Source organism: Enterobacteriaceae bacterium ESL0689 (genome assembly GCA_029433525.1).
Classification (GTDB): Bacteria; Pseudomonadota; Gammaproteobacteria; order Enterobacterales; family Enterobacteriaceae; genus JAQTIF01.
Map to the genome: position 1 here is coordinate 2328662 of JAQTIF010000001.1, position 19199 is coordinate 2347860.

19 protein-coding genes, 2 tRNA genes and 2 pseudogenes are annotated in these 19199 nt (G+C 43.8%); 7 read left to right on the forward strand and 16 right to left on the reverse strand.

The window, feature by feature from the left end; all coding sequences use genetic code 11:
• Positions 1–14 precede the first annotated feature (14 nt).
• Complete coding sequence (locus tag PT300_11255; protein ID MDF7681128.1) at positions 15–752, reverse strand: phosphatase; 738 nt, start codon at positions 750–752, stop codon at positions 15–17.
• A gap of 275 nt (positions 753–1027) precedes the next feature.
• Here PT300_11255 and PT300_11260 point away from each other — a divergent pair.
• Positions 1028–1115, forward strand: a tRNA-Ser gene (locus PT300_11260).
• Positions 1116–1687: 572 nt separating this feature from the next.
• Here PT300_11260 and PT300_11265 read toward each other — a convergent pair.
• A complete protein-coding gene (locus PT300_11265; GenBank protein ID MDF7681129.1) occupies positions 1688–1933 on the reverse strand; it encodes a hypothetical protein in 246 nt (81 codons plus the stop codon).
• Positions 1934–1987: 54 nt separating this feature from the next.
• Between PT300_11265 and PT300_11270 the strand changes: the two genes are divergently transcribed.
• A protein-coding gene (locus PT300_11270) for an IS1 family transposase (GenBank protein MDF7681130.1) occupies positions 1988–2682 on the forward strand; the annotation gives its coding sequence in 2 pieces (ribosomal slippage) (positions 1988–2246 and positions 2246–2682; 696 coding nt in all).
• A gap of 43 nt (positions 2683–2725) precedes the next feature.
• Here the strand turns inward: PT300_11270 and PT300_11275 are convergent.
• The 3 genes and pseudogenes from PT300_11275 to PT300_11285 all read right to left on the reverse strand — a co-directional run bounded on the left by PT300_11275 (position 2726) and on the right by PT300_11285 (position 3784).
• Positions 2726–2974: pseudogene (locus PT300_11275) on the reverse strand (S-type pyocin domain-containing protein).
• A 312-nt stretch (positions 2975–3286) separates the two neighbouring features.
• Positions 3287–3571, reverse strand: coding sequence for a bacteriocin immunity protein (locus PT300_11280; GenBank protein MDF7681131.1), 285 nt, complete (start codon positions 3569–3571; stop codon positions 3287–3289).
• A 3-nt stretch (positions 3572–3574) separates the two neighbouring features.
• Positions 3575–3784 (reverse strand): HNH endonuclease signature motif containing protein, encoded by a 210-nt coding sequence (locus PT300_11285; GenBank protein ID MDF7681132.1) that lies wholly within the window; start codon positions 3782–3784, stop codon positions 3575–3577.
• A gap of 95 nt (positions 3785–3879) precedes the next feature.
• Here PT300_11285 and PT300_11290 point away from each other — a divergent pair.
• Positions 3880–4574, forward strand: a protein-coding gene (locus PT300_11290) for an IS1 family transposase (GenBank protein MDF7681133.1) whose coding sequence is annotated in 2 segments (ribosomal slippage) — positions 3880–4129 and positions 4129–4574 — 696 coding nt in all. Because the reading frame shifts where the segments join, the coding sequence is not laid out codon by codon here.
• 340 nt (positions 4575–4914) lie between these two features.
• Here the strand turns inward: PT300_11290 and PT300_11295 are convergent.
• From PT300_11295 to PT300_11315, 5 genes are all read right to left on the reverse strand, one after another.
• The gene (locus PT300_11295) at positions 4915–5265 is read right to left on the reverse strand and encodes a hypothetical protein (protein MDF7681134.1); all 351 of its coding nucleotides are present in this window, start codon (positions 5263–5265) and stop codon (positions 4915–4917) included.
• 25 nt (positions 5266–5290) lie between these two features.
• Entirely contained in the window at positions 5291–5869 is a 579-nt protein-coding gene (locus PT300_11300) for a DUF6402 family protein (GenBank protein MDF7681135.1), read from the reverse strand.
• 44 nt (positions 5870–5913) lie between these two features.
• Complete coding sequence (locus PT300_11305) at positions 5914–6153, reverse strand: hypothetical protein (protein MDF7681136.1); 240 nt, start codon at positions 6151–6153, stop codon at positions 5914–5916.
• A gap of 46 nt (positions 6154–6199) precedes the next feature.
• A protein-coding gene (locus tag PT300_11310) for an IS1 family transposase (GenBank protein ID MDF7681137.1) occupies positions 6200–6893 on the reverse strand; the annotation gives its coding sequence in 2 pieces (ribosomal slippage) (positions 6200–6641 and positions 6640–6893; 696 coding nt in all).
• Between the two features lie 77 nt (positions 6894–6970).
• On the reverse strand, positions 6971–7177 hold the full coding sequence (locus PT300_11315; protein ID MDF7681138.1) for an AlpA family transcriptional regulator: 207 nt from the start codon (positions 7175–7177) through the stop codon (positions 6971–6973).
• 275 nt (positions 7178–7452) lie between these two features.
• Between PT300_11315 and PT300_11320 the strand changes: the two are divergent.
• The 3 genes and pseudogenes from PT300_11320 (at position 7453) to PT300_11330 (ending at position 12933) form a co-directional block, all read left to right on the forward strand.
• Positions 7453–7743: pseudogene (locus tag PT300_11320) on the forward strand (tyrosine-type recombinase/integrase).
• 102 nt (positions 7744–7845) lie between these two features.
• Entirely contained in the window at positions 7846–11097 is a 3252-nt protein-coding gene (locus PT300_11325) for a hypothetical protein (protein ID MDF7681139.1), read from the forward strand.
• 990 nt (positions 11098–12087) lie between these two features.
• A complete protein-coding gene (locus PT300_11330) occupies positions 12088–12933 on the forward strand; it encodes an IS5 family transposase (protein ID MDF7681140.1) in 846 nt (281 codons plus the stop codon).
• On the opposite strand, the gene PT300_11335 is transcribed toward PT300_11330, so the two are convergent.
• The 4 genes from PT300_11335 to PT300_11350 all read right to left on the reverse strand — a co-directional run bounded on the left by PT300_11335 (position 12925) and on the right by PT300_11350 (position 15753).
• The gene (locus PT300_11335; protein MDF7681141.1) at positions 12925–13392 is read right to left on the reverse strand and encodes an integrase arm-type DNA-binding domain-containing protein; all 468 of its coding nucleotides are present in this window, start codon (positions 13390–13392) and stop codon (positions 12925–12927) included. The two genes, PT300_11330 and PT300_11335, sit on opposite strands and share 9 nt — an antisense overlap.
• A gap of 190 nt (positions 13393–13582) precedes the next feature.
• A tRNA-Pro gene (locus tag PT300_11340) sits at positions 13583–13659 on the reverse strand.
• Between the two features lie 77 nt (positions 13660–13736).
• Positions 13737–15500, reverse strand: coding sequence for an LPS biosynthesis-modulating metalloenzyme YejM (gene yejM, locus PT300_11345; protein ID MDF7681142.1), 1764 nt, complete (start codon positions 15498–15500; stop codon positions 13737–13739).
• A gap of 19 nt (positions 15501–15519) precedes the next feature.
• Entirely contained in the window at positions 15520–15753 is a 234-nt protein-coding gene (locus PT300_11350) for a DUF1414 domain-containing protein (protein MDF7681143.1), read from the reverse strand.
• A gap of 118 nt (positions 15754–15871) precedes the next feature.
• On the opposite strand from PT300_11350, the gene yejK reads away from it, so the two are divergent.
• Entirely contained in the window at positions 15872–16879 is a 1008-nt protein-coding gene (yejK, locus tag PT300_11355; protein ID MDF7681144.1) for a nucleoid-associated protein YejK, read from the forward strand.
• 86 nt (positions 16880–16965) lie between these two features.
• Here yejK and rplY read toward each other — a convergent pair whose 3' ends face one another.
• Positions 16966–17253 carry a 50S ribosomal protein L25 gene (gene rplY / locus PT300_11360; protein ID MDF7681145.1) on the reverse strand — a complete coding sequence of 96 codons (288 nt, stop codon included), beginning with the start codon at positions 17251–17253 and terminating at the stop codon, positions 16966–16968.
• A gap of 137 nt (positions 17254–17390) precedes the next feature.
• Positions 17391–19154 (reverse strand): DEAD/DEAH box helicase, encoded by a 1764-nt coding sequence (locus PT300_11365; GenBank protein MDF7681146.1) that lies wholly within the window; start codon positions 19152–19154, stop codon positions 17391–17393.
• Positions 19155–19199: the final 45 nt, after the last annotated feature.

Genomic DNA, 19199 nt, shown 5'->3' on the forward strand with positions numbered 1-19199 from the left:
TGATAAGCCAGGCGCTAAAGATCAGCAAATTCCGGAATAGCTGGCATGCCACGAGCGATTAAAAAGTCGAGTAAACGACGTGGTGATACATTCAGGATCCGATCTTCAGGGAAGTTAACATCATCAAGAATTTTACGACACGCCGTGAATTCTCCCAGGGTAAATGCAGTATGGGAATCGGAGCCTAATGCCACCCATCCTCCGGCGTCACGTACTGCGGCGGCAATCTCCCGGCAATTATGTTCACTGCCTGCACGCGAAGAAACAAAAGAGGAGTTATTGATTTCCAGCGCCACCTGATATTGCGCGGCCGCTTTTGCCACCTCCGGGATATCGATGGGAAACTTCGGATTACCGGGATGGCTAATAATATGCACCGCCCCCCTCGCCATTGTGGCAATCATCGCCTCAGTATGAACCGCTTTATTTTGTGGCGCAAAAACCGGCTCATGGAACCCGGCAAGCAATAAATCCAGTGAAGATAACATCGCGTCAGAACAGTCGATTTCCCCGTGGACATTTTTAATGTTGGCTTCAATGCCACGTAAAATAGCGATACCATCTACCCGTCTCGGCCAGATACGCATATTGACAAAATGCCAGTAATGCGGCGCATCGGCCATCTCGGGTCCATGATCCGTAATAGCGAACAGTTTTATCCCCTTAAGCTTTGCTTGCGCAATATAATCATGCAGGGTGCTGTAAGCATGGGTACTGGCGACAGTATGCATATGCAGGTCAACAGGATACATCACATTTTCCTCCTCTGTTTGCGGCAAGGATAGCAGGAATTCGCGTCGGTGATTAACAAAATAGTGCGCCATCCCGCCACTATGCGCGCCGATGCCAGCGGGATGTACGCCAGCATCAGCGTTATCATCAGTAAACAGCGGGATAATCGTATATTTAAGCTGCAAATTGCCTGAAGTTTGGCTAAATACGCTTTTTTTTGCAAAAGTTTATTGACGAATGATCGAGATTTTCCTACATTAGCGCCCGTTCCCGCTAGCATCGGGGATGACAATATGGTGAGGTGTCCGAGTGGCTGAAGGAGCACGCCTGGAAAGTGTGTATACGGCAACGTATCGGGGGTTCGAATCCCCCCCTCACCGCCATATTACGAGCGCATGTTATTAATTAACATGCGCTTTTTCTTTTATCCGTTTCTTCGATATACCCTTACCGTCTGGCTTATTCTGGCTCAGTTAAGCAGGCAACGGACAACTCACATCCCTTTCATCTCGCTGCCAGTGTCGTCCCTCCTGTTTTTAGTTCCACCGCCAGTCAGGATCTCCAGCCCACTTTTCCTTTGCGGTATAGCGCTATGCGGGCGCTTTTCGTTATTCTCCGTGCACCAGTTGATCCCCACCTCCGAAAGAATGTGCTGGATAAACTGCAAATCCGTTCCCGCCACCGGGTACGTGTACGCTGTGGTTTCTCCGCACTGTCCGTATCCAAACTGGCTGCGTCAATAACCAAGTGGTATAGACTCTTAATCGTGTAAAAACAAAAATTCGGCTAATTCGTTTGATATATGATTGCATTGTAAATATTTTTTCTTCCCTTCATTCGACAGAGAAACCCAAAAAGGAGACCAGTAGACATCCCACCAGAATTCCATTCCTCCCTGCAAACTACCGATTGTTTCAAAATCACAACACGGAAAAACATCATTTGGAGTCGGGGATTAAAGGCCTTCTTCGCACAGCGCTTTAATAAAATGATTGTTGTTTGTTATTATATCGATTACTGTCTGATGAAACTCTTCAAATCTATAGTAATGTAACGTTTTTTCATTATTTAGCAGGCATTCTTTTTCTTTTGTTATTTTCTTTTGAAAATGAGACTCAATCATTTTTTCTAATGTTATTATATTATCAGGTTTAATCATGAATCTTGCTGAATAGGCATATATATCACTTTTTTCGGTCATGTATTCAACGTGTTTATCATGTTGTATAATCACTCTTTTTAACAGGTGCGCCAGATGGCTAAAATTGATGTAACATGCCCGTTTTGTCAACAAACTGAACCCGTTAAAAAGCATGGCGTGGGTAAGTCCGGATTTCAGCGCTATCGTTGTCAGTCATGCTGTCGTACTTTCCAGACCGATTATGCTTATCGTGCCTGCCGCCCCGGCATGAAAGAACAAATTGTTGACCTTGCTATGAATAATGCCGGTATCCGTGATACCGCACGGACTCTACATATCAGCATCAATGCCGTTGTCCGCACTTTAAAAAACCCGCGCCACGATGTGTAACCACATTGCCGCTGGATAATCAGCAAATCCAGCTTATCTGTGAAGTGGATGAGATGTGGTCTTTTGCTGGCAGTAAAAAGCAGCAACGCTGGCTGTGGTATGCGTGGGAGCCTCGTCTCAAACGTATTATTGCGCCTACTTTTGGGCGCAGGAGCAAAAAGACACTGCGCAGGTTACTGAGATTACTGTCAGGTTTTCATGTCGCCTTCTGGTGTACCGATAACTTCAGCGCATATGACATACTGCCGGATAAAAAACATATCAGGGGTAAGCTTTACACGCAGCGGATTGAACGGGAAAACCTGAATCTGCGTAACCGCTTAAAGCGACTGAATCGTAAGACCCTGGGGTACTCAAAATCTGTTGAGATGCATGACAGGATCATCGGCACTTTTATTGAGCGCAAATATTATGTTTGAGACAAAATAAACACATTGAATACATCACCGGAAGGTCACGGCCTTCGGGCCTCTCCGGCGTCCAGGTAATTAGCGGGCCGTCGATACCATGAGCCGGTGTGAACTCATAGCGGTTATTTTCACTATTCCACACCATGTTTGCCGTGCGCACACCTTCATACGGCGTCCCTTCACCGGTATGGACGCCATAGACCCGCATATTGCCCTGCTCATCCTGTCGCCAGAAGAATCTTACCCGGGTTGTCGCTTTTGCTCCGGTAAGGGCTTTCTGTCTCAGTTCGGCTTTGTTGAATAATAGTGAACCATGCTGTTTTATCACACCTGTTTTGGTCATAAATGCTGGTCTCTACTGCGAGAAGCTTCCGACCCTGACCTTAACCTTCTGATTTTACGTTGAGGAAGACCGATGTTTTTGTAGGCACGCAGCATAATATCTATTTATTCAACAAAGCCTCTCAGTTCTTCTTCGTACCAGAATTCATCCCGTCCGGGAACCCTGTCACTCCCTTCACCCGCAGACGGAATGTAATTCGATTTATTTAACAAGCCCCTTTTAAATCCGAACATCCTTTCCTCGCCTGAAATTGCAGGTGTTTTTAAAATCTTATTCTCTCTGACTATCTTTGAAAAGTGGAAGCCCCTGGGATTTTCTCCATCTTATTATTTCGTTGATTACTCCATCAGGGCTATCTTCACGGTCATCCGGCGGATAGAATAGTAATCCATTGCCTTCAGGATGCTTTACAATTAGGTCAAAGTGTGCAACTAATTTATCTATGTATTGTTGTCGCTCTTTACCTTTTAATTTTTTAGGGTTTGTGAAAAATTCATTTAGGAACGATCTAAATTCATCTTCTGTGTATTCCTCAAGTTTTGACTTAAGCTCCATAAATCACCTATCTTTCTTTGAGTGTAAACTAATATGATTTCTAACGGTGTATATGCGCATGTTTTCAAAGTCATAAACAGCACCACCATCAATAATACGTTTTATATGGTGTATTTCAAATCTTTTCCTGCCACCAACTTGCTCTGGCACTATGCTGAAAGGAGCATTACCTTCTCTTATTTCCATTTGGTTCAGGCTTTTAAACTGACGCATCAATTCTGGACACTCAGCCACAGCAAGCCAAAACGGGTCATGTATTCAACGTGTTTATCATGTTGTATAATCACTCTTTTTAACAGGTGCGCCAGATGGCTAAAATTGATGTAACATGCCCGTTTTGTCAACAAACTGAACCCGTTAAAAAGCATGGTCTGGGCAAAGCTGGATTTCAGCGCTATCGCTGTCAGTCATGCTGCCGTACTTTCCAGGTCGATTACGCTTACCGTGCCTGCCAGCCCGGCATGAAAGAACAAATTGTTGACCTTGCCATGAATAATGCGGGTATCCGCGATACCGCAAGGACTCTGCATATCAGCATTAATGCCGTTGTCCGCACTTTAAAAAACTCGCCCCACGATGTGTAACCACGTTTCCGCTGGATAATCAGCAAATCCAGCTTATCTGTGAAGTGGATGAGTTGTGGTCTTTTGTCGGCAGTAAAAAGCAGCAACGCTGGCTGTGGTATGCATGGGAGCCTCGCCTCAAACGAATTATTGCTCATACTTTTGGACGCAGAAGCAAAAAGACACTGCGCAGGTTACTGAAATTATTGTCAGGTTTTAATGTTGCCTTCTGGTGTACCGATAACTTCAGCGCATATGACATACTGCCGGATAAAAAACATATCAGGGGTAAGCTTTACACGCAGCGGATTGAACGGGAAAACCTGAATCTGCGTAACCGGTTAAAGCGACTGAATCGTAAGACACTGGGGTACTCAAAATCTTTTGAAATGCATGACAGGATCATTGGTACTTTTATTGAGCGCAAATATTATGTTTGAGACGAGATAAACACATTGGATACATCACCGAAAAATGAATGATCTGAATAAAGACGTAATACCCGCCCCACACCACCAAAAGGCTTGTAGTTAGGTCTGTAAGTAATAGCATAGCAAGTGCCTTTTTTATTCCACATTACTTCATCGGGTATGGCATTTACATAAGCCATTATCTTTACAGACAGAAGAAAAACAGATAGTGATATAAATAAGAAGAATATCATTTTCACTATAAACTTGATTGAGCTAAGCATATTTTAACCCATCGCCGTAAATTCCTCAATACCAATATTGTTTACGGCTGGTCATTTAATTGTTTCAACCATGAATTGCGATAATGTTAACCGCATTCAGGAATATACCATCCTGCCCACCCATCACTTGTAGGATAGATCGCATGTCCTCCATGCCACTCTGAAGCTACTACATCGGCAAACTGAGCTTGCCAAAAATACCATGCCGAGCTTCTTATTTTATTTCCGCTTGCATCATACACTATGAAAAAAGCTTCATTAGAATATAACCGCAACACTCTTCCAATTCCACCATACGGACTATAATAAGGAACATAAGTAACGAGCTTGCACTGTTTATTATAATTCCATATAGAATCACGTGTTGTGGCATTTCGATAAGCCATTATCTTGACTGCCATACACAAGGTAAAACAAAAGAGAATCAGCAGCAACATAATAATGCCTGTTTTTTTTATAAACCTATACATTTATATTTTCCTTTTTCCATTGAAAATACTCCTCCATATCTATTTTATTCAAATGAATGACAATGTTTGCAGGGATTTTCCTCACTGTGGAGTATACAAAAAAATCTCCAGTTTTATTGTCGCTTTTGTATTTCTCTCTGTATTTGATAAAGGATAAGTTTGTAACCCTAAAGTATCTACAGCCATCCTCATCGATGAATTCTTTTTTCATAATTTCGCTAATTACCCCGGGTTTGATGACTCCACACTCTCCCCAATAACCTAAAGGTTGATCATCACTATCATTCATAAACTCGTAAGTGTCCCTGACGTACAGTCCAAGCTCTCTAATCTCCAGTCTCATAAACCCACTTTGATCTCTTGTTACATTTAAATTTGTAAATGCGACTTTGATTATAAAAGAACCTAAAGCACCATACACATCATCCAGACTATCAGTTACCTTCTCCCACAATGTACTACTGATTTTTATAAAGTTAAACTGACTTGTCTTATCCAATTCGATTGCTGACATATTATCATAATTTACATAACAGCTTTTTAGTTCATTGTTAACCAAAAAGCCAGCCATTTCCAGCCTGTACAAAATATAGCAAAGTCCTTTCGAAAGCTGATTTAAAATTTGTTTTTTCGCCCCAGAAAATCATCATATTCAATGATATTTGAAACTTTCATTACAAAGTTATCATAGATTGGTTTGATTCGCGAGGATGAAGTTAATAACCATTCAAAATCTAAATCGTCGAGAATGTGCTGTTTTTCTATTGTGCTGATATCAATTTTGTTTAGTTTCTCTTTTTGAGTCATTTCATAAAATGGATCATTAAACCACTTTCTCATAAACCGGGCTGCCATCTCCCAGCCCTTTTTCTGGTGATGTATTCAATGTGTTTATTTCGTCTCAAACATAATATTCGCGCTCAATAAAAGTACCAATGATCCTGTCATGCATTTCAAAAGATTTTGAGTACCCCAGAGTCTTACGATTCAGTCGCTTTAATCGGTTACGCAAATTCAGGTTTTCCCGTTCAATCCGCTGTGTATAAAGCTTACCCCTGATATGTTTTTCATCCGGCAGCAGATCATAAGCACTGAAGTTATCTGTACACCAGAAGGCAACATTAAAACCTGACAATAATTTCAGTAACCTGCGCAGTGTCTTTTTGCTTCTGCGTCCAAAAGTATGAGCAATAATTCGTGTGAGGCGAGGCTCCCATGCATACCACAGCCAGCGTTGCTGCTTTTTATTGCCGACAAAAGACCACATCTCATCCACTTCACAGATAAGCTGGATTTGCTGATTATCCAGCGGAAACGTGGTTACACATCGTGGGGCGAGTTTTTAAAGTGCGGACAACGGCATTAATGCTGATATGCAGAGTCCTTGCGGTATCGCGGATACCGGCATTATTCATGGCAAGGTCAACAATTTGTTCTTTCATGCCGGGCTGGCAGGCACGGTAAGCGTAATCGACCTGGAAAGTACGGCAGCATGACTGACAGCGATAGCGCTGAAATCCAGCTTTGCCCAGACCATGCTTTTTAACGGGTTCAGTTTGTTGACAAAACGGGCATGTTACATCAATTTTAGCCATCTGGCGCACCTGTTAAAAAGAGTGATTATACAACATGATAAACACGTTGAATACATGACCCATTTTCTTTCTCCCATTCAGGCAACATTTTTTCTGGTCGTTTCAATAACGGACTGAATCCAGTCCTCGACTTCACTCTCAACAAAGGCGACAGCACGGAGTCCAATCTTCACTGGCTGAGGAAAACGCCCTTCACTGATGAGACGATAGATCCACGCTTTACCGTAGCCTGTACGCTTAAGAACTTCTGGTAGACGGATGAGACGGGTTGGTTCATTTTTCATTTTGTTTTCCCCTTGTCGTTGCGATGGGGCTACTATACAAATCTTCGGGAAAAGAAAGGAGTGAAGCTCCTGAGACGGAGGTTATCGAAGTTGGTGCTGTCCAGATTCGGGGAATTTCACGTTACCTGAACTTCCCCTGTTTTTTACAGTGACAGCAAAGTTAAGCTAACTGTGAGCTGGTGACCACGGAGCACAATTGGCGCACGTCCCTATGAACGTCTCCTGTGTGCCTGGAACGGACATAGAAAACACGATGTTAAAAGATTAGGCGCATCTATCCGATCGTATTCATTGGACGTAATGATCGTACTAAGCCGATCTCAAAGGAAAGCATTAATCAGGTAATTGGGCTATTAGGATAAAAAGGAAGGCTGACGGGGCATGGTTTTCGTCACACAATGAGTACCATTCTGCACGTAGAAGGATACAACTCTGCATGGATCGAAACACTGCTTGCACATGTGGATAAGAACGCTATTCACGGGGCTTACAATCATGCACAATATTTGGAAGGGAGACAACAGATGATGCAGTGGTATAGTGATTACATAGATAGCTTGTCTAGAAATAAACTTCCGCAATTTTTTCTTCAAAAAGGCTGTATGAACAATAAATCTTGTTGGTGCATACAAAGGTTTATTGTCGATAGCAAGAGGAGCGTCACAATCATGAATGTACAGGAAACCAAATTTTCATCTAAAGAATTTCTAAGGCGCCGTCGCCCTGAAAAATTTTCTGATTCAACAATCAGAGAGACTGGTACTTTAGATAGAGTTGTACTGGAACACTTCCTCTCTACACTAAATACAAGAAATCAAGAATTACAATTCGAAGATTTTGCAAAAAAAATATGTGAAAAAATAATTTGCCCTAATCTCCTTGAACAGACTGGTCCTGTAGCAGGGGGGGATGGTAAAACTGACACACAAACATTCCCTGTTTCGGAACAGAATAAGCTTCTTTGGTTCGAAGGTGTTAATGAAGCATCAAATAAAGAACGTTGGGCCTTTGCGGTAAGTACACGTAAAGACTGGAAGAAAAAATGTCATGAAGATGTACTTAAGATAAAAGAAACAGAGCGTGGGTATACTAAAGTATTTTGCGTAACGAATCAATCTGCAAAGTCCAATATTCGTTCAGAGGTTGAGGATACACTAAAAACAAAAACTGGAATAGATGTCCGTATATTAGATATTAATTGGCTATTAGATCAAATTTACAAAAACCATTTTGAGCAATTGGTCATTGATTCATTGTCAGTTCCAACACAATATAAAAGAGAAGTTATTTTTGGAGAAAATGATTATAAGAAACATAAAAAATATGAAGAATTAACCGAGTATATTAGAGAGAAAATAAACCCTGCTGAAATTTCATATGAACAAGTGGATGTTTTTTTAGAAATTGCAGAGTTAAGCGCTGAACTTGAGAAACCACTAATTGAAACACAAGGTCTATTTGAAAGAGCTATAAAAATCTCAAAAAAATTCGGGACTAATCAACAATTGCTAGATGCGTATTATCAATACGCCTGGAAGTCCCATTTTTGGATGGAAGATTTTAATCTCTTCGAAGAAAATCTTCAATTAGCGTATGAAAGTATAGCATCATCAACTAATTCCTCAAAATGGGAAAAAGTTTTAAATTTAGTTACCGTTCATAAAAGTTATATTAGACTTAACAACGCAACATCTACAATCGACATTGAGAATATTGAACGTAACATGCTCGCCAAACTAGATGAGATAGCTGTCGATGATTCACGTCCCAGTAATGCGCTAACAGCGAGAACTCACAAAGCCATTTATAAATTGACAACGTTTTCAGATGTAGAAGATGCTTCGGTTGTATTTGAAGAGTTACATGAAATTTTTAAAAATAGTGGGAATTTAATAGGCTATCCCTTTGAGAAAAACTTCCAACTTTTGAACGAACTAGATGACATTTTTTTCGATGTAGATGCATATGAAAATTTATTAGACTATATGACTGAGCAATCTGCTGTTAGAGGTGGTGAAGTTAAAGGGGCATTATTAAATCTACGAAGAGGTATAAAGAGGCTTCAAAATGGTCACCCTTATCAGGCAATCAAGTATTTAGGAAAATCTTTTATTCCACTCTATAAAGAGGAATCACGAGATAAATTTATATTAGCATTAAAAGCTATTGCTTATGCTTACGAATCCATTGGATTGCTATGGAGTTCACGTTCATGCTTGCTTCTATCCGCTTCTTTGATTACAGATAACTTCTGGAAGTATGATGAGATATCATTAAAGCAGGCTGAGATTTATTATAGTTTATGCCTAACAGAAATAAAACTAGGGAAATTAGCACATGCCCTTTTATGGTATGAACTGTTTTTAATAATTAACGAGAATATCAGTGATAGCTCGTTCGGCGATAAAGAAAATCAGCAAGTCGATTTTTACATAAGTCAACTCATTTTGAACACTGACCTAAAGGGAATAAATCGACAGAGTAATATCCCCGATGAACTCGATAGATTAGGCCTTTTTGTATCATCGGGATGTCTTAAATATGCTTTAGGTTATATTGAAGATTTTGAACGTGAGTACGAAGTTACTGCCGATAAAGATCATAATGATTTCTTGCAAAAAATACGTGACTTTGATGCAGGATTTAATAGTAAGGGCATAAAAGATAACCATGACAAACGAGGAGTACATACATCTTTTATTTTTGGATGCACCATAGAAATTAACTTTCCGAATCGGTCACCATTTATAGAATTTTCAACTAATGTCTTATCACTTTTAGAGGGTGCTTTTGCAACCTGTACGATTGACAACATCCATCTTAAAGAAGCATTTTTAATTATTGAAGTAATAGCAGATGACGATGATGACTTATCCTTATCACATGAAATAAATAGCAATAGTGGAAAACTAAATCTTACAATAAATTGCGCTGGTTTTGATGCAAGTGATTTTAGAATCGAGGCTCAACAAAAAATCACTAATGAATTCAAGAAATTAGTATTTGATCTTATCCCTGAATTATTTTTTATAAAAAATACGGAATACATTGAAAAAATGATCTTCGAAGATGCTGCATTCGACAGAGCAATTAGTTTTGGTGCCTGTATCAAATCTATTGAAAATGTTCTTGGAAATGATATTGATCAACAAATTAAGAAAATTTATTCCACCAGTGCTGAAAAGAAAACTTATCCTCTTTTAAGAGATAAATCCTGGGATAGTGAATTTCCGAAAGTGTTGGAGATCGAGGATATAAAAGCTCCAACACCTGGTAAAGGAAGAATGCCTGAAGAGGAACTTAATTCCGAAAATATAACACATAAAGATTATTCCATACAAAGTCTAATCAAGCCTCGTCTATGGGATAGAACACGCTGGCAAGGAGTAGGCTTCGCTCAATTTAAATCGTGTTATCCAGGGTTATATCTATTATTTAAACACCCCGATATAGGCAAGGACATTTTCAAAGATCTTATATCATCAGTAGGCTTGGTAGATAGTAAAGCCAGATTACGGGTTTGTATTGTCAAGGGTATTTCAGTTAAAAACCCAACTCATTATAGAGTACTAATATCTGAAAATATGATGACAACGCCGTTAACTAAAAGAATGACAATGATCAGTAGAATTAATACGATGACTCCTGATAGCGATGTCAATTTAGAAAGGTTTCTTGCTGCATATCAGGCTTGTGGAAAATTCTATCTTGGATGTGATGCGATGTTAAAAAATATTGTTCCTGAGCATCCACAAAGAGATAGTTTAGGGATAGAAATGAGTACGTTAGATGTTAGATGGGCTTGGGAAATTGGGTTAAATGATGTTGATTGCATTGGGGTTAATTTAAAAGAAGATGACCCCTATATTCCTAGTGATGTAGCTGAGATCCCATTATTGCAATTGATAAACAGTAAATAAAATGTTTGCCAAGAATACCGCCTCTTAAGGGGGCGGGTTCTAAACAAATCTTTAGCCTCTTCACTAATGCTATTAGTGTTATTGCTTTCACAATAAATTAGGCTTTGTTGAATAAATAGATATTATGCTGCGTGCCTACAAAAACATCGGTCTTCCTCAACGTAAAATCAGAAGGTTAAGGTCAGGGTCGGAAGCTTCTCGCAGTAGAGACCAGCATTTATGACCAAAACAGGTGTGATAAAACAGCATGGTTCACTATTATTCAACAAAGCCAATAAATTACTGACCTACTCCCCATTGCTTAACACGCATCGAAGTAAGTATGCATTCCGAACTTTCGCTCCTCGCTCACAGCTGACCTTTAGAGTCGCCACTTCCGTCAGTTCTGTGCCAGAAGCGGATAAAGCTGACATCACTATGTATCAATCAACGCGGAGCAAGCCAGTCAGTTAGCTAATGATGGGTGTGTTGTCACCTGCTACCATCGCCATCGGAGATTCTTGAGTGTACGCACTCTAAGTTACAGTTGCCTCAATTCGTTAACTTCGTAAGGCCTCTATTTGCCCAACGCTCTCGTCATGAATACCTGCGTTTTAGTCGAGAGTTTAGCCTGTCTATCTCATCCATAACTTTGCTGTACTCTTTGGCTAATTTTGATGGCAATTCAATACGTCCATGCTGGTTCGCTAGGTCGCCAGTATTTAAGATTTCAAATCGTTTTCTGGCAAGGTACAACCACCTGATCACGTCGGGATCATCAACCAGAGCTTGACGGATATTATCGACCTGCTTACCTGTGTACATTCGTGTGTTATCAGGGAGAAACAGAATGCTGTCCATCCTATAAGGGTATGGGGTGATATCTAGGCTGTGTCCCTTAACCTAACAAGCGCCTTAAAAACAACCTGATTGCCCCCAGTTTTAGGGTGTGTCCCGTAACTATTTTTTGTACAATCTGGTATCTGTCTCACTACAGGAAGTCCTTTAGATATGGCTCGCTACGATTTCCCGGATGAGGCGTGGGCACTGATTTCTCCCATGCTACCACCTGAAAAAGCCTCTTCCAGAGGGGGACGCCCTTATTTTTCTCACAGACACGTCATGAATGGCATATTCTGGATCCTTTGTTCCGGTGCCCCATGGCGGGATTTACCTGAACGTTACGGCTGCTGGAAAACGATATATAACCGTTTTAACCGGTGGTCAAAAAGTGGCGTAATGAACAGTATTTTCAATAAATTACTTCAGATACTTGATGAAAAATCGTTGATTGACTGGGATGTCATCGCACTTGACGGAAGTAACATCAGGGGCCCTGAAAGCGGCTGCGGGTGCAAAAAAAAATATCCCGATGACTCAGATGACCATGGGCTGGGTCGCTCACGCGGCGGCTTTGGCACCAAAATCCATCTGGCAACAGATGGTACAGGATTACCCTTAAGTTTCTGCCTGAGCGGTGGGCAGGCTCACGAAAGTCAGTACGCAAAACCCTTACTCAGACAAATCGGTGTTATTCGAAAAAGTGGTTGTCTGAAGTCGCGCCCCAAAGCTGTGCTGGCGGATAAAGGATACTCAGGCGGTAATCTTCGTATTTATTTAAAAACGAAGGGAATAAAGGCAGTTATTCCTTTCAAATCAAACGAAAAAGCAAGTCGTGATGGTCGTCGAACACTGGATCGTCAGTTATATAAAAAGCGCAATGTGGTGGAACGCTGCTTTGCAATACTGAAAGAAAACCGTCGAATAGCCACGCGCTCAGAAAAAACAGCCAGAAACTATCTGAGCATGCTAAAACTGGGGGCAATCAGGTTGTTTTTAAGGCGCTTGTTAGGTTAAGGGACACAGCCTAGCAATGGGCATAGAGCCAATATGTGGGAAAACATATTTACTCATTGAACGCCAGATATCGTTTAATGTATGAGTTGCCAGCCCCGCTGATTCTTTGGTTTTAAACCAGTCTCCTGCAACTTTTTCAAAGGTGCTCTCAGTGGCACTTTTTTGCCGCAACTGTTCGGTTTTTTTATGCTCCTGCGGATCAATATCTTTGCTCAATAGAAGACGGGCATCTTCACGAAGTTGACGAGCCTCAGAGAGAGATACAGCAGGGTAAGCACCAAAGCTAATCATGGCGCGTTTGCGAGTGAAAGGTTTGTAATAGCGGAATCGCCAGAGTTTTGAGCCTCCGGGCTTAACCAGTAGCTCTAAGCCATCCCCATCGTACAGGATAGTGGCACATTCGGTCACTTTGGCATTTTTAATTTCGGTGTTGTTAAAGGACTTGGTCTGACGCGCCATCTCATTCTCCAGCCACTGGTCAGGCATATGGCTCAGACGACATGATGGATTGTATGCCTGAAAATGTTGGATTTCACGGTATCAGCGTGGACTTTACTGAAAAACAAAAAAAACAGCAGGTTTGTACAACCTGCTGTTCATTCTGTTGTTTATCGTCTTGTCTTCAGTAGACAAAACGTTGGGGATAATTTGGTCGGCACGAGAGGATTTGAACCTCCGACCCCCGACACCCCATGACGGTGCGCTACCAGGCTGCGCTACGTGCCGATAAGTGGTGCATAGTATTACCTGTTAATTACCTGAATGCAAGCCGGAAAAGTTCCGATTGATTTATAAGTAATCAATCAGTTAGCGATAAAACGTTTTTCGTCCGTCAGGATCTGTAACAGCAGACTGAAGGGCGGTTTATGATTAATCATTTTTTCACCTTCCAGGTTCCAGGTGGTGTAAGTGCCGTTACGATTTAACACAATCGTGTCATCCCGTAATGTGATAGCCAGTGTATTGCTGTTAGCCGACGTGACCCAGCTGTAGCGACGCGCGGGACTAAACAGATCTTCCCCCTGCGAATACTCATTCGCCGGAGTAGAGACATGGAGCAGGCGTTGCATCAGAGTGGTCATAACATCTTTGCTATTACTGAGTGTCGCAATACGCTGTGCCGGAATCCCTGGCCAGTGTATTACCAGCGGCACCTGTAGCTGTTGCCGTGACCAGCCAAACTGGTTATCGGGTGAATTTAACGGCATACCGTAGCCTGCCGTGATGATAACAACGGTATTATCCAGTTTGCCTGCCATCGTCAGCGTTGTCAGTATCCGTTCAATCTGTGTATCGATATCACCCATTGCACGAAGATAACGTGGTAGCTGATTTTTCTGTATGCCGTTGTCAGGAAACGCAGGCGTGGTCAATGAAAGCCATGAGAACCAGCATTTGTCATCCTGAGTATAACGGTTCAGCCAGTTGATCCACTGGTTTGCTGTTTGTTCATTGGTTTGTGTTTTAATGCCCGGCAGGGAAAAATCAGACAGTAAAGCCTGACGATAAAGCGGTTTGCTGAAGCCATCAGACGAGAATAACCCCAGCTGATAACGCTGCTGATTGAGGGCGGTCATCAGCGCCGCTGGCATACGGGCGGATAAGATACTATCCATATAGCCGGGAGAAATGCCGTAGAACAGGCCGAAAATACCATTCTCCGTGGTATTACCAGCACTTATGTGCTGAGTAAAATTGACATTTTGTTGCGCGAAGGCCGCCAGTACCGGCATATTCTGCATAAAATGGGAGTAGTTCAGTTTATCGACGGTAATGAGCAGCACATTATAGCCCGCTCCCGCATCACGATAATGCAGCATACTCAGCGGATATTCCACCGCCACCGCTTCCGGCGCCCCCTGTTCCATCAGACGACGTTGATAATCCCTGGCGTCAAGTAAGCCATGTTTTTCGAGGAAACGGCGGGCCGTCATGGGATAAGAAAGCGGCAGATTTGCCCGTTGCATGGTTATCGGGCGATAGAAATTAGCATCCGCCCAGATATACGCCAGATGACTACTAATAAAAGCGATAAAGAATAACCCGGCGACCGGCCTGGCATAGCGACGGCGGCGGGTCAGGCTGCGCAGTTTTTTCCAGCTCCAGGAAGCAAAAAACAGCTCCAGCAAAAAGAGCGCAGGTACGCAGATAAACATCAATTGCCATTCCCGCGCCATCTCATTGCGGTCAGGATTAATCACCAGTTGCCAGATAACCGGATTAAGATGCAAACGAAAACGGGTAAAGACTTCGCTGTCAATCAGCAATAATGTCATTCCGGCGGTGGCGAGCATCACCGACAGGAAACGCATAAGGCGTTGCGATACAACCACGAAGGTCAGCGGAAAAAGGATCAGGACATAACAGACAAAGACCAGAAAACTGAAGTGCCCCACCAGGCTGACATAGGAAAAAATACGGCCACCCAGCGTTGCCGGCCAGTCGGTGACCAAAAGATAACGGCTCCCCAGGGCAATGGACAAAAATATATTGAACAGCGCAAACCAATGCCCCCAGCTAATCATCTGGGAGATTTTTTCCCGGTAAGGTTGATGAAGAGTCACCATATTCAGTTACTGATTATCCTTAGTGTGGTGGCTTGTGACTGTTATGAATCGAAGCCTGTAGTGTCCGGGCAAAAACTTCGGCCATCTCCTCACGATCTCCGGGGGCAAAATGCCTGATGAGAATATTGGTCACCATATTGCCTAATACGATCAATGACAGATCAATCGCTGCCTGGTGTGCTTCCAGTACCTGGCAGATTTCACTGAGCATTTGTTCAACATCTTTATCACTATAGCGGGATAATTGCGGCATAGAGTCAAAATTTAATTGTTCATCAAGGGGCGACATATTACCGTAGCAGGGTTTTTTTTTCTGCATTTTTTCGCCATCCCGGTGATGATGGCATTTCGGCCTGGAAGGAGAGTGTAACATGAGTCTGGATATCGACCAGATTGCCCTGCATCAGTTAATTAAACGCGATGAACAAAACCTTGATCTGATCCTGCGTGATACCTTACTGGAGCCAAATGCGACAGTAACGGAGATGATCACTGAGCTGCATCGTGTCTATAGTGCCAAAAACAAAGCTTACGGTCTATTTAATGACGAGAGCGAGCTGGCCCAGGCATTACGTCAGCAGCGCCGTGGCGAAGAAGATTTTCTGCCGTTCAGCCGTGCTGCCACCGGGCGTTTGCGTGATGAACTGGCGAAGTATCCTTTTGCCGAAGGCGGGATTGTGTTGTTCTGTCAGTATCGTTATCTGGCGGTGGAGTACCTGCTTGTGGCGGTACTGAACAACTTAAGCAGCCTGCTGGTCAATGAAGAACTGGATGTCAGAGCGACGCACTATCTCGATATCAATCATGCCGATATCGTCGCTCGTATCGATTTAACCGAATGGGAAACCGATCCGCAGTCACGTCGCTATCTGACCTTTCTGAAAGGACGGGTTGGCAGAAAAGTTTCTGATTTTTTTATGGATTTTCTCGGTGCTCAGGAAGGGTTAAACGCCAAAGCGCAAAACCGGAGTTTATTGCAGGCGGTGGATGATTTTGCCGCTGAGGCCCAGCTTGATAAAGCGGAGCGACAAGAGGTTCGCCAGCAGGTCTACAGCTACTGCAATGAGCAGTACCAGGCGGGTGAAGAGATTGCACTGACCTCGCTTTCTCAGGAGCTCGCCGGGGTCAGCGAGAAGAGCTTCCAGACCTTTACTGCCGAACAAGGCTATGATCTGGAGCAACACTTCCCGGCAGATCGCAGCACATTACGTCAACTCACCAAATTTACCGGCAGTGGTGGCGGACTCACGATTAACTTTGATGCCCTGCTACTGGGAGAGCGGATATTCTGGGACCCGGCGACAGATACCCTGACGATCAAAGGAACGCCCCCTAATCTACGCGATCAACTGCAACGGCGCACTTCTGGCGCGCAATAGCGTGGGAGACAGCCCGCGATAAAGCAAACTAAAACGCCCCGCCTGATTCAGGCCGGGGCGTTGACTCTTCAGCGTATCATTCGCTCTTAAGCGCGAAGGAAATCGATATGTTCCAGTTTAGGTTTAAACGGATGGCGCTGAATAGCCTGAACTTTGACTTTTTCTTCTTTTTTACCATCGATAACGATAGTCAGCACATCAGTATAGAACTCTTCTTTAGCCTGCAGGTTCCATAGTTTGTCCTGATCCAGTTCGATGGCTACTGGCTCTGCTTTTCCGCCATAGATAATAGCCGGAAGTTTGTTAGCAGCACGCAGGCGGCGGCTCGCACCCTTACCCTGCTCTTTACGTACTTGTGCGTCGATTGTAATCATAATCTCTCTTCTTTGGTTTGATTCCTGCCACAGGCGACCCAGTAGCAGGCAGATGATCCACTTTGCGAATGCAAAAGCGGGCGGCATTATAGCCTTCAGCCAGCATAACGGCAACGAAAACCTGTGCCGGTTAGCTATTAGCGCAGTTGGTTAGCGCGCCGGAAACGCCCCTGGTAGTCGAATATTTTACTACGGATCTGCCAGTATTGCCCTTTCCTGCGGGCAATGACGAAATCAGGCGCGCGCAGCCGCGATTGCTGAGTGAGAATATCAGCCACAGTGGTCCAGCATAAGGGAACGCCCGGCGTTCGGCTGTGTTGACGGAGAAAGATCTGCTCAAAGGCAGCGCGCTGTGCGGCAGTTTGTAAACGAAAACGCTCGCTGACTTCCGCGCCATCCTCATCATAATAGGTGATTTTTAGCCACTCCCCCTGACTATCGGTGCCAGGCTGTAAAGCCATCCCACTACAGCGCAACACCAGCGCATCTTTCAGTCTTAACGCCGCCTTGAGCTGATCATCCGGATCGACCAGCACCGCACCACACTGATGACAGCCACGGGCGGCGATATCATTTTCGGCATGACATTGCGGGCAGTTTTTAAAACGAAACCGAAAATCACATTGCTGACGATGACCGCTGGCTTGATCGTCGATAAACCAGCCCTGGCAGCGGCGACCAAAATGTTCTATTAACGTACCGTCAGCCGCTATCTTGCCCCAGAACGTATTGGCGAAGCCACACGCCGGGCAAAATACCTGTACCGGGACATTATCGCTCTCCCCTTTTGGCGTGCCGATCTCGGGGGTATAGAGATCATGAGGATTACCCGCATAGTCAAGGATCAGACAGTGGCTTTTCCCCGCCGCCAGACGCAGACCACGACCCACAATTTGTTGATACAAGCTGACAGACTCCGTGGGACGCAGAATAGCAATCAGATCAACATGCGGCGCGTCAAAACCGGTGGTCAGTACCGCCACATTCACCAGATAGCGATAACGCTGCGCTTTGAAATTTTCGATCAAGCAATCACGCTGCGGGCCGGAGGTCTCCCCAGTGATCAGCGCGGCTTCGCCTGCCGGTAACAGGGCGGTAATTTCCCGTGCATGGTTGACCGTCGCTGCAAAAATCATCACCCCATGGCGGGTTTGTGCCAGACTGACTATCTGACTGACAATATGCGGGGTAATACGTTGCTGTTTGCTGAGTGCCTGGTTCAGGTCAGATTCACGAAATAAACCATGATCCTGTGGCTGTATGCCGCTGAAATCATACTGCGCTACCGGCATGTCGAGGCGTTGCGGTGGGGTCAGATAACCGTGTTTGATCATATAACGCAACGGCAACTCGTAAATACATTCACGGAACAATGCCTTTTCGTCACCCCGTACCATGCCGTGATAATGAAACTGATAGATCCACCCTTTGCCGAGGCGAAAAGGGGTAGCGGTAAGCCCCAGCAGACGCAAGTGGGGGTTCATCTCCTGTAACTGATTGATAATCTGCCGATACTGGCTATCATCATCATCGCTGATACGATGACACTCATCAATAATCAACAGTGAGAATTGATGTTTAAATTGCGTAAGATGACGCGCAACCGATTGTACGCTACCAAAAACGACTTTGCCGTGGCTCTCTTTATGCTGCAATCCGGCGGCAAAGATGTCGGCTTCCTGCCCCAGCGCGCAATATTTCGCATGATTTTGTGCCACCAGCTCTTTAACATGCGCCAGTACCAGCACCCGGCCACGTGCCAGTCGGGCCAGTTCGGCGATAATCAGGCTTTTGCCCGCCCCGGTTGGCAGAACGATCACCGCAGGTTCGCTATGTTGACGGAACCAGCTGAGCGTTGCATCGACCGCCTCTTGCTGGTAAGGACGTAAGGTAAAAGACATACAAATACTGGTTATATATACATGGAGTGATGATAACCAAAATTA